At 69.3% G+C, this 12,485-nt stretch carries 11 protein-coding genes; 7 read left to right on the top strand and 4 right to left on the bottom strand.

What is annotated here, in order from left to right; all coding sequences use genetic code 11:
* Nucleotides 1–70 precede the first annotated feature (70 nt).
* Nucleotides 71–706 (top strand): Pr6Pr family membrane protein, encoded by a 636-nt coding sequence (locus D7D52_RS35495; protein WP_187703076.1) that lies wholly within the window; start codon nt 71–73, stop codon nt 704–706.
* Here D7D52_RS35495 and D7D52_RS35490 read toward each other — a convergent pair.
* Both D7D52_RS35490 and D7D52_RS35485 read right to left on the bottom strand, forming a co-directional pair.
* Complete coding sequence (locus tag D7D52_RS35490; RefSeq protein WP_120743340.1) at nt 689–1,156, bottom strand: GNAT family N-acetyltransferase; 468 nt, start codon at nt 1,154–1,156, stop codon at nt 689–691. The two genes, D7D52_RS35495 and D7D52_RS35490, sit on opposite strands and share 18 nt — an antisense overlap.
* A 283-nt stretch (nt 1,157–1,439) precedes the next feature.
* Nucleotides 1,440–2,969, bottom strand: a complete 1,530-nt coding sequence (locus tag D7D52_RS35485) for an APC family permease (protein WP_120743339.1) — start codon at nt 2,967–2,969, stop codon at nt 1,440–1,442.
* A gap of 248 nt (nt 2,970–3,217) precedes the next feature.
* Here D7D52_RS35485 and D7D52_RS35480 point away from each other — a divergent pair, with 248 nt between their 5' ends.
* The 4 genes from D7D52_RS35480 (at nt 3,218) to D7D52_RS35465 (ending at nt 8,383) form a co-directional block, all read left to right on the top strand.
* The gene (locus tag D7D52_RS35480; protein WP_120743338.1) at nt 3,218–4,681 is read left to right on the top strand and encodes an APC family permease; all 1,464 of its coding nucleotides are present in this window, start codon (nt 3,218–3,220) and stop codon (nt 4,679–4,681) included.
* Nucleotides 4,682–4,688: 7 nt separating this feature from the next.
* Nucleotides 4,689–5,417 carry an IclR family transcriptional regulator gene (locus tag D7D52_RS35475; protein WP_120743337.1) on the top strand — a complete coding sequence of 243 codons (729 nt, stop codon included), beginning with the start codon at nt 4,689–4,691 and terminating at the stop codon, nt 5,415–5,417.
* Nucleotides 5,418–5,492: 75 nt separating this feature from the next.
* Nucleotides 5,493–6,551, top strand: a complete 1,059-nt coding sequence (locus D7D52_RS35470; RefSeq protein ID WP_120743336.1) for an AAA family ATPase — start codon at nt 5,493–5,495, stop codon at nt 6,549–6,551.
* Nucleotides 6,552–6,553: 2 nt separating this feature from the next.
* Nucleotides 6,554–8,383 carry a vWA domain-containing protein gene (locus D7D52_RS35465; RefSeq protein ID WP_222932736.1) on the top strand — a complete coding sequence of 610 codons (1,830 nt, stop codon included), beginning with the start codon at nt 6,554–6,556 and terminating at the stop codon, nt 8,381–8,383.
* A 17-nt stretch (nt 8,384–8,400) separates the two neighbouring features.
* Here D7D52_RS35465 and D7D52_RS35460 read toward each other — a convergent pair whose 3' ends face one another.
* A complete protein-coding gene (locus D7D52_RS35460; RefSeq protein ID WP_120743335.1) occupies nt 8,401–8,589 on the bottom strand; it encodes a hypothetical protein in 189 nt (62 codons plus the stop codon).
* Between the two features lie 193 nt (nt 8,590–8,782).
* On the opposite strand from D7D52_RS35460, the gene D7D52_RS35455 reads away from it, so the two are divergent.
* Complete coding sequence (locus tag D7D52_RS35455; RefSeq protein ID WP_162958793.1) at nt 8,783–9,448, top strand: DUF5134 domain-containing protein; 666 nt, start codon at nt 8,783–8,785, stop codon at nt 9,446–9,448.
* 103 nt (nt 9,449–9,551) lie between these two features.
* A complete protein-coding gene (locus D7D52_RS35450) occupies nt 9,552–10,778 on the top strand; it encodes an aminotransferase family protein (RefSeq protein ID WP_120743333.1) in 1,227 nt (408 codons plus the stop codon).
* Nucleotides 10,779–10,802: 24 nt separating this feature from the next.
* Here the strand turns inward: D7D52_RS35450 and D7D52_RS35445 are convergent, their stop codons facing one another.
* Nucleotides 10,803–12,365: an MFS transporter gene (locus D7D52_RS35445; protein WP_246023526.1), complete on the bottom strand. Its 1,563-nt coding sequence runs from the start codon at nt 12,363–12,365 to the stop codon at nt 10,803–10,805.
* Between the last annotated feature and the right edge of the window lie 120 nt (nt 12,366–12,485).

Here is a 12,485-nt window from a genome sequence, read left to right as displayed (position 1 = left end):
GATTGCCCGAAGGATGCTCGCTTCGGCGTATCGTCCGCATTCGCCGGGTTCGGCGTGCGAGTATCGGGTGATGAACGGCGTTGCGGTGCATCCGCTGTGGGGTCGGGCGCTCTTGCTGGCGGTGGCGGGGCTGGATATCGCCGCGGCCGTCTGGACCGTGACGCACCTGGCCGCCGGGGGCACGGTCGCGAACTTCTTCAGCTACTTCACCATCCAGTCCAATCTGATCGTCATCGCGGTGTGGCTCGGCATCGCGCTGTTCGATCCGCAGGGCCGGCGCTGGCAGCTGATTCGCTGCGCGGCCACCCTGTACATCCTCATCACCGGTGTGGTCTACGCGCTGTTGTTGCAGAACATCGCCGTCGGCATCCGATATCCGTGGACCAACGACACCCTGCACCGGGTCGCCCCGGTGGTCGCGCTCGTCGACTGGCTGCTGGTGCCGGTCGCCCTGGGCATCAGCGCGCGGCTCGTCGCGGCGCTGCTGGCGTACCCGATCGGCTACGGCGTCTACACCTTGATCCGCGGGCCGATCGTCGACTGGTATCCGTACCCGTTCATCGATCCCCGCACCCAAGGCTACGGTTCCATGGCGGTCGGGCTGGTCGTGCTGGTCATCGCCTTCGTGATCCTCGCGGTGGCGGTCGCCGCCCTCGGCGAGCTGGCCGTGCGATGGCGTGGCCGCCGCTCAGCGCCCGTGCGTTAGCGAGCGGGTCATGAACACGCTGTGCGGATCCTCGGCATAGTCCGCGAACGGGCCGCACGGGGTGAACCCGTAGCGCTCGTACAGCCGGACCGCGGGCAGATAGAACTCCGACGCGCCGGTCTCCAGACACACCCGCTCGTAGCCGCGCCCGCGCGCGACCTCGAGCAGGTGGCGCAGCATCAGCGATCCCACCCCGTGCCCGCGGAAGGCCGCGGTGGTCCGCATCGACTTGATCTCGCCGTGCGTGGGATCGAGTTCCTTGATCGCCCCGCACCCGGCCAGCCGCTCGCCCTCCCAGGCCGAGAAGAACGCCAGCTCCGGCTTGCGCAGCGCCTCGACATCGAGAGCGTGCATGCTGTCTTCCGGCGAATTCGCCTGCATTTCCGTCACATGCTCGGCAAGCAGTGCGAGCACCGCGGGATGGGTGAGGTCGTCGGTCAAGAGGCGCACGCCGTCACGCTATCGACTGACCTTCCGGGCCAACCCGCCGACCTACCGTGCCGTCGCCGCGGCAGTTCGCGATGCCTGCGCGTCCCGGCGGTGACACTCGTTGTGGCCGGACGGGATTCGTCGATCTTTCGGAAAGCGCTCCGGTTGTTCGGGACGTCGTGGGGCGAACCGCACCGGGCACTTTCCGAGGGTGCCCGCGCGGGGCGTCGGATACGTGCACGACGACCCGAAGCTCCCAAGACGGCCCGGTCGCCGAAAGGCGGCCGGGCCGTTGCCATGCGAATCAGCGTTCGTGGGTCTCCTCCAGGACGGTGCGTCCCACCAGGGCGTAGCGCTCGGGGGAGCGGCGTTTCAGATACTGCGCGAAACCGAAGCCGCCCAGCGCGATCAGCGCGACCAGCCACGGTGTGGCCTTCAGCACCAGCGACCCGGACTCGGTGCCGGCGGCCGTGCCCATGTTGAAAACCAGCAGCAGCACGACGCCGATCATGGCCACGCCGCCGATCAGCGGGGCCGCGAAAGTCCGGAACCAGTGCCGTGACTCGGGATGGTGATGACGGAAGTAGACGAGCACCGCGAACGAGCAGGTGGCCTGCACGACCAGGATGGCCATCGTCCCCAGGATCGCCAGCAGTGTGTAGGTGCCGGTGTAGGGGTCCTTGCCCGCGAGGCCGAACCCGGCGACCAGCAGCACCGCCACCACCGTCTGCACCAGGCCCGCCAGATGCGGGGAACCGTGCCGGGCGTGGGTGCGACCGACCGTGCGCCGCAACGCCGGGAACACACCCTCGCGGCCGAGCGCGTACAGGTAGCGGGCCGCGCAATTGTGGAAGGCCATGCCGCAGGCCAGCGAACCGGTCATCATCAGCCACTGCATGGCGCTGACCGCCCAGTGCCCGACATAGGTCTGGGTCGGGTGGAAGAAGACGTCCATCGGATCGTCACCGCCCGCCAGCGCGGCGGACTCGGCGATGCCGTTGCCGGACATGGCCATCCAGGACACGAACACGTAGAAGACGCCGACGCCGATGACCGCGATCATGGTGGCCTTGGGGATGATCCGCTTGGGGTCGCGGGATTCCTCGCCGTACATGGCCGTCGACTCGAACCCCACCCACGACCAGAACGCGAAGAACAAGCCCAGCCCGGCCGACGGTCCGGTGAAGGCGTTGACCGGGTTCAGCGGCGCGAACGAGAACCCGTGCGGCCCACCGCCGTGCATCGCCACCGCAACCCCCATGATCGCCAGCACCAGACATTCCGTGCCCAGCAGCACCACCAGGAACTTCTCCGCCACGGCCACCCCGAACCAGGTGCCCAGCGCGTTGATCGACAGCATGACGATCGCGAACACCAACCACGGGACGTGCCAGCCGAACTGCGCGGCAACGGTATTCGTGCCGAAACTGGAGAAGATCCCGACCAGCGACCCCTCGAACACCATGTAGGCGAAGGTCGCCAGCAGCCCCGAGGCCAGGCCGGCCGAGCGGCCCAGCCCGAAGGAGATGAAGCCGTAGAACGCGCCGGTCGCGGTGATGTGCTTGCTCATGGCGGTGAAGCCCACCGAGAACACCGCCAGCACCACCATGGCGATCAGAAACGCGGCGGGCGTGCCCTTTCCGGTGCCCGCCGAGATCATGAACGGCACATTGCCGGTCATGGCGGTGATCGGCGCGGCGGTGGCGATGGCCATGAACACCACGCCGAGCAAACCGACGGCATTGGCCTTGAGGCGATGGACGTCCTGACCCGGAGACGCCCCCGGGTCGGCGCTCGCCGGCGCGGCGGTGGCGCGTTCTATCTGCTGCGTCATGGCTCCGTCTCTCTGCTGCGCCCGCTCCCGGCCTGGCGGGTGGCGGGTTCGATCTCGATGCGGCGGAACGCTATCGGCGGTCTGTAACGGCGGCGGGCGTGCGACGGTGACCGGCGGCGAGAAAGCGGCGAGAGTTTTCTCTCGCCTCCCGACAAGCCGCCGTTACCGGCGTTTACGTCGGCGCAATACGGGTCGGCGACGCTGTGGCAACCCCGAGTGGGGCCTTGTCGAAAGAAAGGCGCGCACGCATGACAGCGGCTCCGCCGAGCCCGCCCCCGCTGGCCGAACGGTCACCGCTGCGCGGATTGACCAGGCGCGAACTGCCTTTCGTGCCCGTGTTCGCACAATCGGTGGCGGCCATCGCGCCCTCGGGGACGGCGGTGGTCACCCCGGCGTTCGTGATCGGCGCGGCCGGGGGCGGGATGAGCGTGGTCGCGTTCCTGGCGGCCGCCCTGCTCACCTGGGGTGTGGCGCTGGTGATCCGGCCGATGGCGCAGCGGCTGGCGGTGACCGGCGGGTTGTACACGTATGTCGCGAAGGGGCTGGGGGCCGCGGTGGCGGTGCCGGTCGGCTGGTCGGCGATCGTCGGCTACGCGAGCGTGAGCGTGGCGGGGCTGATCGCGGTGGGCACCTATCTGGATCAGATCGCGGTGACCGCGGGCCTGGCCGGATTCGGCGGCACCGCAACGATTGTCGGGCTGCTGTCGGTCACGGCGGTGGTCGCGGCGGTGCTCATGGTGCGGGGGATCCGCCTGTCGGCGTCGATCACGCTGCTGGTGGAATGCGCGTCGGTGGTGACGGTGCTGGCGCTCATGGGCTACCTGCTGACCCGCGGCGGCGCCCCGGCCGCCCACGCCTTCGCCTGGCACGGCGGCAACGGCACGCTGGCCATGAGCGCGGTGGTGGCGATCAGCGCCTTCGTCGGATTCGAGAGCGCGACGACCTTGTCGGCCGAGGCGTATCGGCCGTTCCGGTCGGTGCCGCGGACACTGGCGTGGACGCCGGTGGCGGCGGCGGCCATCTATCTGATCGCGGTGGCGGCGCAGGCGGTGGCGCTGGCCTCCGCGCCGGCGGGGACCGCGTCGAGTCCCACGCCCGTCACCGACCTGCTGCTGCAGGACGATTCGCGCGGGCTGGCCGCGATCCTGGATCTCGGGGTGGCGGCCTCGTTCTTCGCGTGCACGGTCGCCTCGGTCAACGCGCTGGTGCGGGTGCTGTTCACGATGGGCCGCGAGGGCATCGCCTCGGCCGCGGTCGGGCGGGCGCATCCGCGGTTTCGCACCCCGGCGCCCGCCATCGTGGTCGCCGTGGGCGCGATCACCGCGTGCGCGGTCTGGTACCTGGTGTCGGGCGCGGAGCCCCAGGACGGGATCCGTAGTTTCCTGACGCTGAGCGCGCTGGGGTATCTGGGCTCGTACCTGCCCGCCTGCCTGGCCACGCCCGCGCTGCTGCGGCGAATCGGTGAATCCAGCCGCCCGACAACGATATTCGCGACGGTGATCGCCGCCGTGCTCGGTGTGCTGATGGTCGCGGCGGCCGGGTCGGCGCGCAATGACAACGCGGCGGTGGTGATCGCCTACGCGGTGGTGCTGGCCGGGTCGGTGGTGTTCACCGCCGTGCTGCGGGTGCGCTCGCCGAATCTGTTGCGCGGCATCGGGATCTACGATGAGCCGCAGCGCGGCGATCTGCTCGAGAACGTCACCTTCCGGTAGGCCGACGATGAAGGATTCCCGCCGCACCACCACCGTCTCCAACTCCATCGCCATCCTCGAGGCGGTCGCCGACCGGGGCGCGGGCGTCACCGCCCGCGAGATCGCCGACCACCTCGGCATGGCCCCGGCGACCGCCTACCGGCTGTTGAATTCCCTTGTCGCAGAAGAATATCTGGTCCGCACCGCCGATCTGCGCGGTTTCGCGCTGGGTGCGCGGCTGCGCGGTTTCGCGGCCGCCGTCAACACCCCGGTGCTGTCGAGCGCCGCGCGCGCCCTGCTCGACGACTTCCGCGCCTCCACCCGATTCGCGGTGCACCTCATGAACTTCCGGCCCGCCGCCGTCCAGGTGATCAGCGAGGATCCCGACCACCCCATTCCGGCGGAGCGTGAACTGTCGCGTCACCTGCACGCGTCCGCGGCGGGCAAACTGCTGCTGTCCTCGCATACGGAATGGCGTGCGCTGGTGGGGAATCCGCCCCGGATCGCGCCGCGCACGAAGATCGATCATCCGGCGCTGGCCGACGATCTGCGGTCCGTTCGAGACAGCGGGTACGCCAGGGCCGCGGACGAACTCGTCGCGGGCATCGCGTGTCTGGCCCTGCCGCTCTACAATGCGCTGGGCACCCTGGCGGGTGCGCTGTGCCTGTCGGGCCCGAGCAATCGGCTGCCGGTGCTGGAAACCCATCGCGATCCGGCGCGCGACTGCGCCGCCCGGTTGGCCCCGCTGCTGTATTGAGGCATGCGGAAAATCGGTGGCAGCGCGCTCGTGACCGCTTCTACGCTGGTGGCACCTTCGACCTGAAAGGACCACTTGGAAGCGACTGTCACGGTGACTCCGGACCAGTTGCCGGAGCTGCTGCTGCACGTCGCGGTGGTGCGTCCGGTCTTTCTGTGGGGAGCGCCCGGAATCGGGAAGAGTTCGCTGGTAAGGGATTTCGCCGACGCGCTCGGGCTGGAATGCGTCACGCTGCTGGGGACACAGCTGGCGCCCGAGGATCTCATCGGGGTGCCGCAGATCGTGGACGACCGCAGCCGGTTCGCGCCACCGGAGATGATCGCGCGGGAGCAGCCGTACTGCCTGTTCCTCGACGAGCTCAATGCCGCACCCGCCGAAGTGCAGAAGTCGTTCTACTCGCTGATTCTCGATCGCCGCGTGGGCAACTACGAGCTGCCCGCCGGCTCGGTGGTCATCGGGGCCGGGAACCGGGCCACCGACAACGCGCTCGCCCGGCCCATGGCGTCGGCGCTGGTCAACCGCATGGTGCACGTGCACCTGCGCGCGGATGTCGACGACTGGCTGAAGTGGGCCAGTGTCAGCGATATGCATCCGTGGGTGGTGAACTACATCGTGCAGCGGCCCGATCACCTGTGGTCGCAGCCGCCCAAGACCGAGCAGCCGTTCTCCACCCCGCGCGGCTGGCATATGCTCTCCGACGCCCTGCACTCCTACGGGGACGGGCTCGACGACACCACGCTGTGGGTGCTCGCCTCCGGAATCCTCAGCGCCGCACACGCTTCCGGGTTCCGGGCCTTCGTCAAGACCGTGCGGCACGCCTTCGATCTGGAGGCCGTTCTCAAGGGCGACGCGGGCTGGCCGCGCGATCCGGTCGATCGGGATCTGCTGTACTTCCTCTCGGAAGCCTTCCGGGCGCGGCTGATCAAGGAACTCCCCGAATCCCGCGAGCACGTCTCGGCCGGGGTGAAGCGTTTCGTGCTGCGTGCCAAGACCATGCTCACCGAGCTCGCCGAGATCTCCGTCGAATGCGCGCAGTTGGTGATCGCCTCCGATGACGACGGCCTACCGGTGCTGCCGTCCTGGTTCCTGATCGAGGTCACCCGCGACCTGCCGCGCCTGGCAGCCCGGAGATAGCGGTGCCGGGACGTTCGAACCGCAAGCGCGGCAAGGCGATCGATCCGTGGCGGGAGAACCTCGACACCGGGTGGCGGCAGGTGCGGGGGCTGGCGGTGTTCCGGCGCATGGACGTGATGCTCTACGCCGAGGACACCCGGCTGCCCGACGATGTGTGGGCGATCGTCTCGCCGCACGGCGGCGTGCGCTACAACCCGAAACGCCGCGGCAGCGCCGACGAATGGGCGTGGACCTTCGCGCATCTGCTGCTGCACTTGGGGTTCGGGCACCTCGATCCGCGCGATACGCCCGAGCGCGCGCTGGAGGCGAACACGTACACGCGTACCTGGATCGACGCGCCGCACGCGCCGCATCCGGTCTACCGCGCCGCCTGCTGCGTGATCGTCGACCAGTATCTGCTGACGTTGAAGATCGGCCGGCCGCCCGAGCCGCTGCCGCCCGCACCCGGCGGCTCCGACGAGGCGGCGCTGGCGGCGCGCTGGTGGCACAGCAGCGTCCCGGAAGCCTACCGGTGCACCGAGTTTCCCGACTTCTTCATCGGCACCGCCGAACTGGCCAAGAGCCACGACCACCAGAACCGTTTCGCCGTCGGCATCGGTGAGGCGGCCCGGGACGCGCTCGCCACGGCCGGTCACGACGTCACGCGGGGGAAGGCCGAGCGGATGCGGGCGTGGGATCGGGCGCTGAACTGGTTCGTCTCGTCGTATCCGTTGCTCGGTGCGCTGGCCGCCGGAATGAAGATCGTCGCCGATCCGGATGTGGCACGCGGATGGGATATTTCGATCGCGGCGGTCAATGCGGAGGCGGCCGAGATCTATGTCAACCCGTACGCGGCACTGTCGGAGGAGGAGTGGAAGTTCGTGCTCGCGCACGAGATGCTGCACGCCGCGCTACGGCACGGGGAGCGGGCGGGCTGGCGTGATCACTACCTGTTCAATGTCGCCTGCGATTACGTGGTCAACGGCTGGCTCGTGGAGATGGGCGTGGGGCAGCTGCCCGAGGGGCTGCTCTACGACCCGCAGCTGAAAGGGCTGTCCGCCGAGCAGATCTACGATCGCATCGCCACCGATCTGCGCCGGCTGCGCAAGATCGCCACCCTGCGCGGGCGCGGCAAGAGCGACATTCTCGGAGAGCCGCTGCCGCACAACCACACTCCCGGCCGCTACCTCGATCTGGACGAGTACTACCGCAACGCCATGTCCACCGGGCTGGCCTACCACCTCGCCGCCGGGCGGGGACTGCTGCCCGCCGGGCTGGAACAGGAGATCCGCGCGCTCGATCAGCCGCCGCTGCCCTGGGACGCGCAGCTGGCGCAATGGTTCGACGAGCACATTCCCGCTGTGTCGAAGCGCCGCAGTTATGCTCGCGCCTCGCGCCGCCAAGCCTCGACCCCCGACATTCCGCGCCCGGCATGGGTGCGGCCGGAGGAATCGGTGCGGCTGCCCACCTTCGGGGTCGTGCTCGACACCTCCGGGTCGATGTCGGCCGAACTCATGGGCAAGGGGCTGGGCGCCATCGCCTCCTACGCCACCGCGCGCGACGTGCCGCGCGCCCGGGTGATCTACTGCGACGCTGCCGCCCACGACGCCGGGTATCTGCCCGTGGACGAGATCGCCGCCGGAGTGCGGGTGCGCGGGCGCGGCGGCACGGTGCTGCAACCCGGCATCCGGCTGCTCGAGCGCGCCGACGACTTCCCGGCCGACGGGCCGATTCTCATCATCACCGACGGGATGATCGATGTGCTGCGCATCCGCAACGAACACGCCTTTCTGCTGCCCGCGGGGGCGTCCCTGCCGTTCCGCCCGCACGGACCGGTCTTTCGAATCCGCTGAGCCGCACGCTGTTTCGTCTAGCCGCGGGAGGCGTTGTCGGCGCAGCTCGCCTCCAGTGCGCTGAGGCGGGCGTCGAAGCCGCGCATCTCCTGCAGGATGCCCTTCATCGCCTCGGTCATCTGCTCGACCGAGTAGCGCAGCAGGTTCAGGTTTGCTCTGAGATCGGCGATGGGGTCGATGTCATCGGCTTTCGGGCGCGAGCGCAAGGGGGTACTCCTCTGTTCATTCGTACGCGAAGCACCGTGGCAGGGGGACGGCACCGAGTGAATCGGCCGGGTAATCGGTCATCCAGTGGCGGTGCGGGGGCGGGGGATTCGGCAGTGCAAAGGCGGGAGTGGCGGGGCGTGGTCGATGTCACCATGGAGGTGGGCCGGTCGCCGGGGTGAGAGGTGGTGGGGTGTGGCGGTATTCGTGGAGCAGTACGGGGTGCTGCGATGGATCGCGGTGATCGGGTTCGGGCTGGCCGCCGCGCTGGTGGTCGCCCGGCTGGGGCAGCGCCTGCTCGGGGTGAACGACGGTCCTGTGGTCTCCGACGGCATTGTGGTCTCCGACGGTGCTGTGGTCGCGGATCGGGAGTCGGATGCCGCGCATTTGGTCATGTGCCTGGTCATGTTGGGGATGCTGGTGTTTCCGGCAGCCGCCGACCCGCATGCCGTGCGCGGGGTGCTGACCGCCATGGTGGTGGTGTTCACGCTGGTGCTGGGTGAGCGAATGATGCGGTGGCGCAGCGGGATCGCGGCGGTCGATCGCGATGCCGGGCGGGTGGGCGCGTTCGTCTATCACGTGGTGGCGGCCGCGGCCATGTGGTACGCGATGAGCGGGCACGGGATGTCCGATCAGGCCATGTCCATGCCCGGGCAGGCCGGACCGGCTCGCGCACCGATGCTCGCGCTGGCGCTCGCGTTCGTCGTGGACGCGGCGGTGATGGCGATACCCGGACTGCGGCATCGGTTGCCGCGAGTGTTCCCGCACCCCATGGGCCCGGGCGGATCGCTGGCCGTGGTGCCGCACGTGGTGATGGATCTCGGTACCGCCTACATGCTGGTGGCCGCCGTCGCCGCGTGACCCGGGGGCCGTTCGACCTGTTCACCGTCGAAATGGTGAGATGGAGAGAAAAGGTCGGTTCGCCCGGATGGGTGTGGCCGGTATCGGGTGATGGAGGTGCTGGATGGGTTCGCTGTGGCATGGCTTCGCCGATATGGGCGCGGTCGAACGGGACGGGGCGTTCGTGCTGGCGCGGGGCGAGGGCGCCTACGTCTGGGACGAGGACGGCACCCGGTATCTCGACGCGACCGGCGGCCTGTGGTTCGCCAATGTCGGCCACGGGCGCCGCGAGATCGCCGATGCGGTCGCCGCCCAGCTGACCCGGGTCGCGCACTACTCCAACTTCGGTGACCTGGCCGCGCCGGTGACCCGCGAGCTGGCCGAACGGCTCGCCGCGCTGGCGCCGGTGCCGGGCAGCAAGATCTTCTTCACCTCGGGCGGCTCCGACGGCGTCGACACCGCCGCCAAGCTGGCGCGACGCTACTGGCAGGAAATGGGCCGGCCCGAGAAGACGATTCTGGTCGGGCGCCAGAAGGCGTACCACGGTATGCACGTCGGCGGCACCTCCCTGGCCGGCATCCCGGTCAACGGCGAGGGCTACACCGGGGTGTTCATGCCCGACACCCGCACCATCGAATGGGACCAGGCCAAGGCGCTGACCGCGCTCATCGAGGAGATCGGCGCGGAGCGGATCGCGGCCTTCTTCGCCGAACCCATCATCGGCGCGGGCGGTGTCTACCTGCCGCCGGAAGGCTATCTCGCCGAGGTCCGCCAGATCTGCCGCGACAACGACATCCTGTTCGTCGCCGACGAGGTCGTCACCGGTTTCGGCCGCATCGGCGGCTCCTGGTTCGCCTCTTCCCGTTTCGGTCTCGAACCCGACTTGATGACCACCGCCAAGGGCCTCACCTCCGGATACGTCCCCATGGGCGCGGTCTTCATCGCCCCCCACATCGCCGAACCGTTCTTCGCCGGCGGCGTCTGGTGGCGGCACGGCTACACCTACGGCGGCCACGCCGGCGCGGCCGCCGCCGCCATGGCCAACCTCGACATCTTCGAGCGCGAAAACCTCCTCGACGCCAGCAAGAACCTGGAATCCCTGCTGCACCAATACTTCTCGCCCCTGGCCGAACACCCCCGCGTCGCCGAAGTCCGCAGCGGCCTCGGCGCGGTAGCCGCCGTCCAACTGGCCGACCCCGCCGAAGCCCTCCCCTTCGTCAAAACCCTCCGCACCCACGGCATCTCGACCCGAGCCGCCGGCCAGGGCGCCCTCCAGATCTCCCCCTCCTTCGTGATGACCGAACCCCAAGTCGCCGACATGGCCGCCCGCTTCACCAAGGCCCTGGGCTGAAACCAGCCCGAGCCCGGGCGAAAACTAGTCGTGTCCGTGCCCTCCGGAGAGTTCTCCGGGGGGCACGTGGCGTAGGTGGGCTACGGCGAGGATGCCGATGAGGAGGGCGCCGAGGGTTGCGACGGCGGCGGTGATGTGGACGCCGTGGATGAAAGCTGTTCGGGCGGCGGACAGGACGGCGGATTGCAGGTTGTCGGGGAGAGTAGTGGCGGTTTGGACGGCTTCGCCTAGGGTGTCGCGGATCGCGGTGGTGTGCGGGAGGTCGCTCGGGAGTGAGTCGGCGAGGTCGCTGCGGTAGATGGCCAGGCCGATGCTGCCGAGGATCGAGATGCCCAGGGCGCCGCCTAGTTCGGCGCCGGTTTCGGAGACGCCGGAGGCGGCGCCCGCCTGTTCGGGTGGGGCCGAGCCGACGATGAGTTCGGTGGTGATGCCGAAGACGGGGGCCAGGCCGAGAGCGATGAGCAGGGAGGCGGTGACGGCGAGGGCGGGGCCGCCGGTCACCGAGAGTTGGGTCAGCAGGGCCAGACCTACTGCGGCCAGGACCATTCCGGCGCCGATGAGGTAGGCGGGGCGGAGGACGCGCACGATGTGCGGGGCCGCTTGCGAGCCGATGATGAAACCGACGCTCGACGGGGCCATGGCGATGCCGGCGCGCAGCGGTGACATGTCCAGCACCAGTTGGAAGTACTGGGCCACGAACAGGAAGTAGCCGAATGCCACGAAGATGGCGATCACGTTGATGCCCAGCGAGGTTCGGAACGCGCCGAGCCGGAACAGGCTCAGATCCAGCATGGGGTCGGGCCGGGTGAGCTGACGGCGCACGAACAGGGCGCCGGCCGCGAGACCGATGAGCACGGCCACCAGCGGTAGCGTTCCGACGCCGTCCTGGGCGACCTTCTTCATGGCCAGCACCAGGGAAATCATGGTGACGACACTCAGTGCGGCACTGGTCAGATCGAGCCGCCCGGCGTCCGGATCACGGAACTCCGGCAGCACCTTCGGACCGAGCACCAGCAGCAGCGCCATCACCGGCACGGCCAGCAGGAACACCGAACCCCACCAGAAGTGTTCCAGCAGTACGCCGCCCAGCAGCGGACCCACCACGCCGCCGGCGGAGAACGCGCTCACCCAGGTGCCCACGGCCAGCGAACGCTGGCGCGGATCGCGAAACATGTTGAAGATCAACGAGAGGGTGGAGGGCGCGATGGTGGCGCCCGCGACGCCCAGCAGCGCCCGGCACGCGATCAGGAATTCGGCGGTGGGGGAGAAGGCCGCCACGATCGACACCGCACCGAACAGGGCCCCGCCGATCAGCAGCAACCGCCGCCGCCCGATGCGGTCGCCGAGAGTGCCCATGGTGATGAGCAGCCCGGCCAGCATGAACCCGTAGACGTCGATGATCCACAACAGTTCCGAACTGGTCGGATGCAGGGTCGCGCTGATCTGCGGCACGGCCAGATGCAGCACGGTCAGATCCATCGCGTAGACCAGGCAGGCCAGCGCCAGTACCGCCAGCCCGATCCATTCGCGCCGCCCGGCCCGCTCGGACCGTGCGGGCGGGGCCGCGGAGATGACGGTGGAGTCCACGACGAATCCTTTCCGGAAAGGGGTGTGCTGCCGTCGAGAACCGGCGAGGTGACATCCACCATCCCACCGACCACCGACAGGTTCGCAACCGAATTTCCGCGCAGGACCGCGGGTACGCTG

Source organism: Nocardia yunnanensis, from assembly GCF_003626895.1.
GTDB classification, from domain to species: Bacteria; Actinomycetota; Actinomycetes; order Mycobacteriales; family Mycobacteriaceae; genus Nocardia; species Nocardia yunnanensis.
Note: the sequence above shows the minus strand (reverse complement) of the source record. Positions and strands in the feature narration are given on the sequence as shown.